This window comes from Paenibacillus sp. tmac-D7 (assembly GCF_006519665.1).
Taxonomy (GTDB): domain Bacteria; phylum Bacillota; class Bacilli; order Paenibacillales; family NBRC-103111; genus Paenibacillus_G; species Paenibacillus_G validus.
The window spans coordinates 1-9,839 of the sequence record NZ_VIDW01000079.1 but is presented as its reverse complement, the minus strand read 5'-3'; the positions used below and the strand labels follow the sequence as shown (position 1 = coordinate 9,839).

The following is a 9,839-nucleotide window of genomic DNA, read 5'->3' as shown; positions in this document are numbered from 1 at the left end:
TGTCGCATGCTTGTATCGGGACGCTTAGCCTTGAGCGGCAAGCGCGTTCAGCTTTTTCGCGAGGCGGGACTTTTTGCGGGCAGCTGTGTTTTTATGGACTAAACCTTTGGTCACCGCTTTATCCAGCTTTTTGCTGGCAGCGATCAAAGCATCTTTAGCAGTTTCCACGTTGCTACCTGCTGCAGCCGTTTCAAAAGCTTTTACAGCAGTACGAAGTGCGGATTTGTGAGATGCGTTGCGCAGACGGCGCTTTTCACTCACTTTCACGCGTTTGATAGCGGATTTAATGTTTGGCATGACGTTCACCTCCTACAACAACTTGCAAACAAACAAAGTTCTTATTTGTTGACAACTCTAGATATTCTAACATGGGCGGTATCAAAATGCAATAGAACGTCAGGCCGTTAGCGGAACATTTTGTATAACGCCCTCTTGTTTATCACACAATATACGAGCGAAACGATGAAGAGAGGGGATACGTTCATGGATTTGGATTTAAGCGCGTATTCGGTGCGAACGGACCTCGCGTTAGAAGCTCACGACTTGGCTTCCGCCTCCGGCTCGGCCATTCCCGGCGTACATACGTCCAGCAAAGACGAGGAGGGCATCCGGGTCAGCCTGATCGACATCACGTCGGAGGAAGGCTCCCGGGCGATCGGCAAGCTGCCGGGGCATTACATTACGATCGATGTTCCCGAGCTGCGCAAAAAAGACAGCGATCTGCAAGACCGCGTCGCGACCGTGTTTGCCCGTGAATTTGAAAAATTTCTACTCAAGCTGAATGTTCCCGCTAATGCCAGCGTGTTGATCATCGGACTCGGCAACTGGAATGTGACCCCCGACGCGCTCGGTCCGATGGTCGTTGAGAACGTGATGGTTACCCGCCACTACTTTGAACTGATGCCGGGTCAAGTCAGTCCCGGCTATCGGCCGGTCAGCTCGGTGGCGCCCGGCGTACTCGGCACGACCGGGATTGAAACGAGCGATATTGTGCAGGGCATCGTTGAACGGTCCAAGCCGGATCTTGTCATCGCCATCGATGCACTGGCTTCCCGTTCGCTCGAGCGGGTAAACACGACGATCCAGATCGCGGACACGGGCATCCATCCCGGCTCCGGCATCGGCAACAAGCGCAAGGGGCTGACGCTCGATGCGCTCGGCGTGCCGGTCATCGCCATCGGCGTTCCGACAGTCGTTTACGCCAGCACGATCGTCAACAACGCCTTTGACTTGATGCATGCCCATTTTGCGCGGCAAACGTCCAACACCGGACAAATCCTCGGTTTAATGGATACGATGCAGGAGCAGGAACGGCTTGAGCTCGTCAAAGAGGTGTTGAATCCGTTAGGTCACGATCTGCTCGTGACGCCGAAGGAAATCGACCAATTTATCGAGGATATCGCCAACATCATCGCCAGCGGCCTGAACGCCGCGCTCCATGAAGCGGTTGATGTGGACAATGTATCGGCTTACACGCACTAGCATCGGTATGAGCGGGAGGCACGCACAATTGTGTTACGGTCCCCGTACAGAGGCCATCCTTAAAGCGCAGCGGCTTTAGGGATGGCTTCCTGTTTGTTAAGTCATTTTGAAGCGGCTTAGCAGCCTCTGCAAGTTACCGGCCCTTACAAGCAACTGCGTGGTAGACGATTGCGGATGAGCCTGCCTGACTCGGCGATGGAACCGTCGATTTCCCGGAACGAAGACCCTGCGCTTTGCACCGCTCCCCCGACCTTATTGATTCAGTTGTTACCGCACGCACCCTGTGACGGCTTGTTCCACGTACTCCTTCACGTCCTGAATCAGCACGCCAGCCTGCTCGGAGCCTGCGAGCCCTATGAAATTTATGGTTCTATCTCCCGAACGAGACTCATAGAGTAGTTACTAGAGAAGCGGGGGACACGAATCACGAATCGTTCCCCTGCCGACATCGCAGCAACGGTCGTACGACGCGATCCGGTAAAGAGGAGGAACAAGTACATGAAATGGTCTGCCGTCACCGTCAATCTAAGCAAAGTTCGCAAAACGGGACAAATGCTCGGGGTTTATTCGAAAACGTTGTCCATGTTGATGATAGGGTGCTTCATTTTTTTTATGGTGCTGGGCGTGCTCGGCTACGTGCAATCGCGGGTGTCGGGCGCCTCGCCGAACGCTTCGATGAAGGGGCTTGCCGCGTCCGTATCCAGCCGCTTTTTTATGGATATGATGGGGCTTGAGGTACCGGGCTTGCCGGCCGGCGGCAAATCGTTCACGTTCTCGCAATCGAACGTATCGAATTTTTTGTTCGCGCTGGTGACGGATTTGAATCCGAACGATCCGAAGACGCTGATAGCCCGCGAAGTGCCGGGGATGTCGCAGACCCGTGCGGTGCCGCTGAATAATGTGGGAAGCATCGATACGCCGGAGGATTACAGTCCGCGGTCGGATGTATTTGAGGGGAAGGAGCTCGGGAGCGAAGGGACGATCACGGCGAATCCGGGATCGGCGGGCGAAACGGGCGGAGCGGTGCTCGGACCGCAAGCGCCGACGGCTCAGCCTCCCGCTGCGGCAGGCAAGAATGTCGCCTTTATCTATCAGTCTCACAACCAGGAATCGTATTTGCCGGAGCTGCCGGGCGAGAAGGATCCGGATAAAGCGTACGATCCGAAGAAGAATGTCACCCAGGTCGGTCTCAGGCTTGCGCAGAGATTGGAAAAGGAAGGCATCGGCGCCGTCCATTCGGATAAAAACTATCCGGCTATCGAGAAAGGCTTCAATTATTACTTTTCCTATAAATATTCGTTAAAAACGCTGCAGGAAGCTTCGGCCGGGCATCCCGATCTGGATTATTACTTCGACATCCATCGCGATTCGCAGCGGCGCTCGAAAACGACGGCAACCATCAAAGGGGTAGACTACGCGCAAATCTATTTCATTATCGGGGGCAAAAACCCGAATTATAAACAAAATTACGAGTTTGCCGAGAAAATTCATGAGGCGTTGGAAGCGAAATTCCCCGGCATTTCCAAGGGCATTCATGCGAAGTCGGGGGAAGGGAACGGCGTATACAACCAGAACTTCTCGCCGAACAGCGTATTGGTCGAAGTGGGCGGGGTCGATAACAGCCTGGAGGAATGCTACCGGACAGCGGATGCGCTTGCTGCAGCGATCGCCGAGGTCATCCTGAACGCGGAGAAGGTCGATGCGAAACCGTCGCCCGCCTCGGACGGCACGTCTGCAAAAAAGCCAAGCTGACACGGCTAGGGGAATGAAGCGGCCAAGCCAAATCGTTGAGGACGCGGACAGGTAAGCTACAGGCGGAAGCGCGGAGAACCCCGGGGAACCCGATTGGCGCGGTTGGTCATGCGAAACCGAAACGCGGGAAGAAGAAAGGGCGCTGAGGCGGCCTGAAGAGACAAGGCAAGGAGCGTGCAAAGGATCATGAACGGAAGCGGCTGGTTCAAATTCGGCGCCATCGCATTGGCGATGGCTTTTTGCCTTTTTTTCGGGGTATCGCTTGCGACGCAGGGAACCGAACGCATTCACGGTCCGCTGACGAAGCCGCCGGGCGAAGCTTCCGCCGCCGGAGTGCGCCCGAACAGCGCAGCTCCGGCAGGGGCGAAGAAGTCGGCGCCGCCTGCGCCCGAGAAGTCGGAGCCGGTGAAGAAAACGGCCGAGAAGAAGACGAAGCCTGTAGCGAAAGCGCCTCAGGAGCCCGCCGCCGATACCGGCATCAACCGGGTCGGCAACAAGGCGGGCGAGCTGCTGCAAATCATCGCCTATCACGGCATCCGCGCCATTGTTTCTTTGTTTGAGGCGATGCTGAAGTAATGGCGCAGGCAGGGGGACTTCTCTGCAAGGCTGTCGGGGCCCGCAAGCCGGAAACAGCGCGGAATTTCCGTGCATTGATGCAAGACCCCACAACTGCTATAATGAAAAGTATTGTACAAAAAGCGAGTTTAGTGAGGTTTTGCTGCCGATGGATATCCAAGCCAGACAAAAGAAAATTAGAAATTTCTGCATTATCGCCCATATCGATCACGGGAAATCGACGCTGGCCGACCGGATCTTGGAATTTACCGGCGCGCTGACATCCCGCGAGATGCAGGATCAGGTGCTCGACCAAATGGATTTGGAGCGGGAACGGGGCATTACGATCAAGCTGCAGGCCGTACGCTTGAACTACCGCGCCGACGACGGCGAGGAATATATATTGAATCTGATCGATACGCCGGGACACGTCGATTTCACGTACGAAGTATCCCGCAGTCTGGCCGCCTGCGAAGGCGCCCTGCTTGTCGTTGACGCGGCGCAGGGGATCGAAGCGCAGACACTGGCTAACGTGTACTTGGCGCTCGACAACAACCTGGAGATTTTGCCGGTCATCAACAAGATCGACCTGCCCAGCGCAGATCCGGAACGGGTGAAGCAGGAGGTCGAGGACGTCATCGGTCTCGATGCGAGCGAAGCGGTCTTGGCTTCGGCCAAAGCCGGGATCGGCATCAAGGAAATTCTCGAGCAGGTCGTGCAGAAAGTTCCGGCGCCGACCGGAGATTCGACGCAGCCGCTGAAAGCGCTCATTTTCGACTCGCACTTCGACCCTTATAAGGGCGTTATCGTGTATGTCCGCGTCATTGACGGATCGATCCGGGCCGGTTCGAAAATCAAGTTTATGGCGACCGAAAAAACGTTCGAAGTCATTGAGGTCGGCGCGTTCAAACCGCGTATGGGCATCGTGGATTCGCTTGAAGTCGGCGATGTCGGCTTTATTGTGGCCGGGATCAAAAATGTCGGGGACACCCGCGTCGGGGATACGGTGACTGACGCGAAGAATCCGACGCCGGAACCGCTGCCGGGCTACCGCAAAATCAATCCGATGGTGTTCTGCGGCTTGTACCCGATCGAAACGAGCGATTACAACGATTTGCGCGATGCGCTGGAGAAGCTGCAGCTGAACGACGCTTCGCTCAGCTTCGAGCCGGAGACGTCGACAGCGCTCGGCTTCGGCTTCCGGTGCGGCTTCCTCGGGCTGCTGCACATGGAAATCATCCAGGAGCGGATCGAGCGCGAATTCAACATTCCGCTCATCACAACGGCGCCGAGCGTCGTGTTCCGCGTCACGCAGACGAACGGCGAGGTGCTGAACATCGAGAACCCTTCGCTGTTCCCGGAGCCGGGCAAAATCGATTTCGTCGAAGAGCCGTTCGTAAAAGCCAAGATCATCGTGCCGAACGATTACGTGGGCGCGATTATGGAGCTGTGCCAGGGCAAGCGCGGCGAGTTCGTCAACATGGAATACCTGGATACGACGCGCGTGACGCTTACCTACGACATTCCGCTGTCGGAGATCGTATACGATTTCTTCGATCAGTTGAAATCGAGCACGAAAGGGTACGCTTCGTTCGACTACGAGCTGTCGGGCTACAAGCGGACGAATCTCGTGAAGATGGACATCCTGCTGAACAACGAGCAAGTCGACGCGCTCTCGTTCATCGTCCACCGCGACAGAGCTTACAACCGCGGACGCATCATTTGCGAGAAGCTCCGCGAGCTCATTCCGCGTCAAATGTTCGAGGTGCCGATTCAAGCGGCGATCGGGCAGAAGGTCATTGCCCGCGAAACGGTCAAAGCGATGCGCAAGAACGTATTGGCCAAATGCTACGGCGGCGACATCAGCCGGAAGCGGAAACTGCTGGAGAAGCAAAAAGAAGGAAAAAAACGGATGAAGCAGGTCGGCAGCGTGGAAGTGCCTCAGGAGGCGTTCATGGCCGTCTTGAAGATCGACGAATAGATCAAAAGCAGTGCGGGAAGCAGGTGTTCGGCATAACGCGAACGCCTGCTTTTGGCATTAAGGGGGGGACTAAGCATGTTGCAGCAAACGCAAACGCCCAAGGCGGTGTATCTTCATATCCCGTTTTGTACGAACAAGTGCCATTACTGCGATTTCAACTCATATATATTGAAGGGGCAGCCGGTCATGGATTATTTGGATGCCTTGGAGCGGGAGATGGAACGGACGGTAAAGAGCGTGCCGCCGGGTGAGATCGAGACGATCTTCGTCGGAGGCGGGACGCCGACGGTGCTGACGCCGGAGCAGATGGACGTATTCCTTCGCCGCGTGCGCATGTATTTTGGCAATTGGGCGGCAAATATCGAGTTCTCCATGGAAGCGAACCCGGGGACGACCGATCTGGAGAAGCTGCAGGCGATGAAAGAGGGCGGCGTGAACCGGATCAGCTTTGGCGTACAGTCGTTCGACAATGCGCTGCTCGAGCGAATCGGGCGCATTCACAATACGGACGACGTGTACCGGAGTCTGGAGAATGCGCGCAAGGCCGGGTTTACGAACATGTCGATCGACTTGATGTTCGGGCTGCCGAAGCAAACGATCGATATTATGGAGGCCACGCTGAAGGAAGCGCTCGCGCTGGAGCTGCCCCATTATTCGATCTACAGCTTGAAGGTAGAGGAGAACACGCTGTTCCACTCGCTCTACGAACGCGGCGATTTGCCGCTTCCGGAGGAGGATGAGGAGGTTGGCATGTTCCTTCATATAATGAAGCGGTTGAAGGAGGCCGGGTACGGCCAGTACGAAATCAGCAACTTTGCGAAACCGGGTTACGAGAGCAGGCACAATTCGATGTACTGGCTTAACCGAAGCTACTACGGTCTGGGGGCCGGCGCTCACGGCTATGTGCGCGGGACGCGGCACGTTAACATCAAAGGGGTTCAGCCTTACATCGACGCTACGCGCAGCGGCTTGCCGCTTCTGCAGACGAGCGAGGTCGAAGAGGTTGAAGCGATGGAAGACTTTATGATGGTTGGTTTGCGCCTGCTGCGCGGCGTGCGCAGATCCGACTTCGAAGAGCAGTTCGGGCGGCCGCTGGAATCCGTATTCGGCGGAACGATACGCCGGTTGTGCGCGAAAGGGCTGCTGGAAGATACGCAAACCGGCTACCGGCTGAGCGATTCGGGCGTTTTGCTCGGCAACGAGGTGTTCGCGGAGTTTTTGGAGGCGTCTGAATTAAAAATAGGTTGAAGCCTTTATACGTTTTGTTGTATATTTATTCATATCATTTCATTTTCTTCATAATGCGATTGGTGGGAGCCCGTATGACTTTGACCCTGACCTGCCGGAAGGCGAACGAACAGGATATCGATACTTTATATGACATTATTCAAGGCTATGCGGAGCAGGGCATTATGCTGCCGCGTTCCAAAGAAACGTTAGCGGCTCAGCTGGATACGTTCGTCGTCGCGGAAGTCGACGGTCGGCTGGTCGGCTGCGGCTCTAACACGCGTCTCGGTCCGGATCTCGTCGAGATCCGTTCGCTCGGCGTGACGGCCGGATACAAGGGCCTCGGCATCGGCAAATCGATAGTCAACAAGCTGGTGGAAGAAGCGAGAGCTCAGGGCATTCCGAAGATCATGGCGCTGACATACGAGGTGGCTTTCTTCGAAAGAAACGGCTTCACGGTCGTGCAGAAGGAAATCTTTCCGGAAAAAGTATGGCGCGATTGCATTCACTGTAAAAAACAGCACTGCTGCGACGAAATCGCCGTGCTCAAACGGCTGGATTGACTTGACACAGACCCTTGAGGTCTGTTATTTTTGTATTAGCTTAGCACTCGCTTGATCGGAGTGCTAACGAGCCCGGAATCGGAGGTGGTTTTCGAATATGCTAACCGAACGTCAGAGACATATTTTAAGCGCCATCGTTGACGATTACATCCGTTCCGCGGAGCCGATCGGCTCACGCAGCATATCCAAACGCGGCAATGTGGGGTTCAGTCCCGCCACCATCCGCAACGAAATGTCCGATTTGGAAGAAATGGGATTTCTGGAGCAGCCGCATACGTCGGCGGGCCGAATCCCTTCGCATAAAGGTTACCGGTATTACGTGGATCACTTGATGGCTTTAGGTGCGCAAGAAGCCGGCGAAGAGGTCGACGTGATGAAACGTTTCTTTGCCGAACGCATGCAGGAGATGGAACGTGTCATTCAACAGGTCGCGTTGATTTTGTCGCAGGTGACGCCGTACACCTCGATCGTCATGGGTCCGGAGATGCTTACCACAACATTGAAGCATCTGCAAATCGTCCCCTTGAACGAGCGGACCGCCGTGGCGATCGTGGTGACGAACACCGGTCAGGTGGAGAACAAGACGGTAACGATTCCGGAAGGCATTCCGATGTCGGAAATCGAGAAGTTCGTGAATCTTCTGAACGCCCGGTTGAAGAACGTGCCGCTGCTGCACTTCAAATCGAAGCTTTACACGGAGATCGCTTCGGAAATGAGCCGTTACTTGTCCGGTTACGAAGAGCTGCTGATCATGCTGGATTCCGTCTTCGAACGCGACGAAGAAGAGCGCGTGTTCCTCGGAGGTACGACGAATATGCTGACGCAGCCGGAGTTTAAGGATGTCGATAAGGTGAAGAGCATTCTCGATTTGCTGTCGGAGACGCCGAAGATCATTCAATTGTTCGAAGGCACGGACGCAGCCGGAGGCATTCAAGTACGGATCGGCAGCGAGAACAAGATGGAGGCCGTGAACGACTGCAGCCTGATTACGGCGACGTATTCGCTCGAAGGGCAGCTGCTCGGCACGATCGGCATTCTTGGTCCGACACGAATGGATTACGCTAAAGTCATCAAGCTGTTGGACCATCTGTCCAAAGATATGACACAGTTGATGGAGCGTTGGTATAAATGAGTCAGATGAAACCTTCGGGTCCGGAAGGCGAGGAATCGTACGCCAGCCTGCGGAATAACGCCAATGCGGTGCGTGCGATTTGCTCGGCCGTCGAAGGCACGCTCGGCCCGAAAGGGCTCGATACGATGCTCGTCGGCGCTCATGGCGATGTAATTATTACGAACGACGGCGTGACGATTCTGGAGAAGATGGACGTCGCGCATCCCGCGGCCCAGCTGCTCATTCAAGTCGCGCGGGCGCAGCAGGAGCGGATCGGCGACGGGACGACGACGGCGACGGTGCTCGCGGGCGCGCTCGTCGCCGAAGGCGCCCGGCAGGTGACGCGCGGCGTGCCTGTGGCCAAAGTCGTGCGCGGCATCCAGGACGGCGTCGCGCACGCCGTCCGCAGCTTAAGCGAGCGGTCGCGGCCGCTGCAGGGTCTGGACGATCCGATGGCTTATCGGATCGCTTATATCGCAGGCCGCGAGCATGCCGACCTTGCAGAGCTGATCATAGACGGCGCCAGGCAGCTTGGCGCGGCAAAGCTGCGCGAAGAATCGTTTCGCTTCGCGGATGTTGTGCAGTCGCTCGGCAAGTCGCCGGGCGAAGTGTGGCCCGGGCTCGTCATCGCGAAGAAGCCCGCCAACCTGCAGCCTGATTTCCCGTCGGACGAGGCCCGCATTCTGATGATGCAGGATGCGTTCGGACCGGAAGAGGTGGAAGATGAGGCGCTGATGACCGAGGCCGGCTTTCACCGGCAAATGCAGCTGCGCGAGCAGTTCCGCGCCTCCCTCGGCCGCTTGACCGAGCTGCGGGTCGGGCTCGTCGTCAGCGAGCGTGGCGTCGATCCGGAAGCGGAGCAGTTCTGCACCGATCACGGCATCATGGTGCTGCAGCGTCTGCCGCGGGCGCAGCTGCGCCGTCTGGCCGAATACAGCGGCGCGCGGCCGGTTCGCCGTTCCGCGCTGTACCGGCCGGCGGCTGACCTGGCCCCTTATCTCGGCTTCGCCGGGCATATCGCCTACGACGAGCGCCTCGAATGCGTGCGCATCGCCGAAGGCAGAGGCAGCGTCGAAGTGTCTATCATCGTCGGCGCAAGCACGCACGAGATCGCCGGCGAACGCCTGCGCATTGCGCGCGACGCCGCTTCGGCGGTGCAGGCCGCACT

9 protein-coding genes are annotated in these 9,839 nt (G+C 56.7%); 8 read left to right on the top strand and 1 reads right to left on the bottom strand.

Annotated elements, in window-relative coordinates; all coding sequences use genetic code 11:
* Positions 1-24: 24 nt before the first annotated feature.
* Complete coding sequence (gene rpsT / locus FKP33_RS26080; RefSeq protein ID WP_127606913.1) at positions 25-297, bottom strand: 30S ribosomal protein S20; 273 nt, start codon at positions 295-297, stop codon at positions 25-27.
* Positions 298-483: 186 nt separating this feature from the next.
* Between rpsT and gpr the strand changes: the two genes are divergently transcribed.
* The 8 genes from gpr to FKP33_RS26040 all read left to right on the top strand — a co-directional run.
* Complete coding sequence (gene gpr, locus FKP33_RS26075) at positions 484-1,482, top strand: GPR endopeptidase (RefSeq protein ID WP_127606911.1); 999 nt, start codon at positions 484-486, stop codon at positions 1,480-1,482.
* 498 nt (positions 1,483-1,980) lie between these two features.
* Positions 1,981-3,234, top strand: coding sequence for a stage II sporulation protein P (locus tag FKP33_RS26070; RefSeq protein ID WP_141336754.1), 1,254 nt, complete (start codon positions 1,981-1,983; stop codon positions 3,232-3,234).
* 186 nt (positions 3,235-3,420) lie between these two features.
* Positions 3,421-3,810: a hypothetical protein gene (locus FKP33_RS26065; RefSeq protein WP_141336753.1), complete on the top strand. Its 390-nt coding sequence runs from the start codon at positions 3,421-3,423 to the stop codon at positions 3,808-3,810.
* Positions 3,811-3,958: 148 nt separating this feature from the next.
* On the top strand, positions 3,959-5,770 hold the full coding sequence (lepA, locus tag FKP33_RS26060) for a translation elongation factor 4 (protein ID WP_141336752.1): 1,812 nt from the start codon (positions 3,959-3,961) through the stop codon (positions 5,768-5,770).
* Between the two features lie 75 nt (positions 5,771-5,845).
* The gene (gene hemW / locus FKP33_RS26055; protein WP_141336751.1) at positions 5,846-7,018 is read left to right on the top strand and encodes a radical SAM family heme chaperone HemW; all 1,173 of its coding nucleotides are present in this window, start codon (positions 5,846-5,848) and stop codon (positions 7,016-7,018) included.
* A gap of 74 nt (positions 7,019-7,092) precedes the next feature.
* A complete protein-coding gene (locus FKP33_RS26050; RefSeq protein ID WP_127606901.1) occupies positions 7,093-7,560 on the top strand; it encodes an N-acetyltransferase in 468 nt (155 codons plus the stop codon).
* 97 nt (positions 7,561-7,657) lie between these two features.
* Complete coding sequence (gene hrcA / locus FKP33_RS26045; protein ID WP_127606899.1) at positions 7,658-8,692, top strand: heat-inducible transcriptional repressor HrcA; 1,035 nt, start codon at positions 7,658-7,660, stop codon at positions 8,690-8,692.
* The coding region (locus tag FKP33_RS26040) for a TCP-1/cpn60 chaperonin family protein (protein ID WP_141336750.1) at positions 8,689-9,839 on the top strand (1,151 nt) is incomplete at its 3' end. The genes hrcA and FKP33_RS26040, both read left to right, overlap by 4 nt.

What these genes read in the sequence shown, in the direction of transcription:
- FKP33_RS26070 (WP_141336754.1), top strand. Translation starts at nt 1,981, where the DNA reads ATGAAATGGTCTGCCGTCACCGTCAATCTAAGCAAAGTTCGCAAAACG.
- FKP33_RS26050 (WP_127606901.1), top strand. Translation starts at nt 7,093, where the DNA reads ATGACTTTGACCCTGACCTGCCGGAAGGCGAACGAACAGGATATCGAT.
- hemW (WP_141336751.1), top strand. Translation starts at nt 5,846, where the DNA reads ATGTTGCAGCAAACGCAAACGCCCAAGGCGGTGTATCTTCATATCCCG.
- gpr (WP_127606911.1), top strand. Translation starts at nt 484, where the DNA reads ATGGATTTGGATTTAAGCGCGTATTCGGTGCGAACGGACCTCGCGTTA.
- lepA (WP_141336752.1), top strand. Translation starts at nt 3,959, where the DNA reads ATGGATATCCAAGCCAGACAAAAGAAAATTAGAAATTTCTGCATTATC.
- FKP33_RS26065 (WP_141336753.1), top strand. Translation starts at nt 3,421, where the DNA reads ATGAACGGAAGCGGCTGGTTCAAATTCGGCGCCATCGCATTGGCGATG.
- rpsT (WP_127606913.1), bottom strand. Translation starts at nt 297, where the DNA reads ATGCCAAACATTAAATCCGCTATCAAACGCGTGAAAGTGAGTGAAAAG.
- hrcA (WP_127606899.1), top strand. Translation starts at nt 7,658, where the DNA reads ATGCTAACCGAACGTCAGAGACATATTTTAAGCGCCATCGTTGACGAT.